The following is a 597-nucleotide window of genomic DNA, read 5'->3' on the forward strand; positions in this document are numbered from 1 at the left end:
CCGATTTGAGCAACAAGGCCGTCTGATGGTGGTGTCGAACTTCTGGTAGACCCTGCCAAAGTGCGGAAAACGCTGTCAGACAGCCGGTATAGCCTCTTCCAGCTTGAGAAATTACTGACTGAGCTGCGAGCAGCAACCGTAACTATTGAAACGTCACAGTTCGATTTTCCAATAATCGGTGGTTTGATAGATCATGTTATCCCTTCACCGATGACACGCCTTGATCCTCTGACGGGAGGGGAGCGGAACTTATGGAGAGTTCGGCTTGGTATCGCACTGGTCATGCTATTGGAGCATGACCTAAGCCTGTACTACGATCCGGCCCCCATTGCCCGTTTGCAGCACGGTATTAGCCAAGCTATTGCTCGCCATATATTGACTCACAAGCATGAGCCCGCCGGAGGATGGCATGTTGACACCCTGATTCGCGCAGTGTGTGGTGAAAATCTCAATAGCAAAAAGATACGAAATGAGCGTTACAGGCTCAGAGAAGATGCGGAAAAATTGCATGCAGTTGGGATAGCAATAGATGCTGAAAATAGGATAAAGCGTCTCACACCCGCCCGATAGCGTCTCACACCCGCCCGATGGCGTCTC

The 597-nt window shown here is 50.8% G+C and carries 1 protein-coding gene; it reads right to left on the minus strand.

Going from position 1 to position 597, the window contains the following annotated elements:
- Positions 1–300 precede the first annotated feature (300 nt).
- A partial coding sequence (locus BN1121_RS20365; RefSeq protein ID WP_043598004.1) for a hypothetical protein occupies positions 301–597 on the minus strand: 297 nt, incomplete at its 5' end.

The sequence above is a fragment of the Aeromonas diversa CDC 2478-85 genome (assembly GCF_000819805.1).
In the GTDB taxonomy this organism is placed as follows: Bacteria; Pseudomonadota; Gammaproteobacteria; order Enterobacterales; family Aeromonadaceae; genus Aeromonas; species Aeromonas diversa.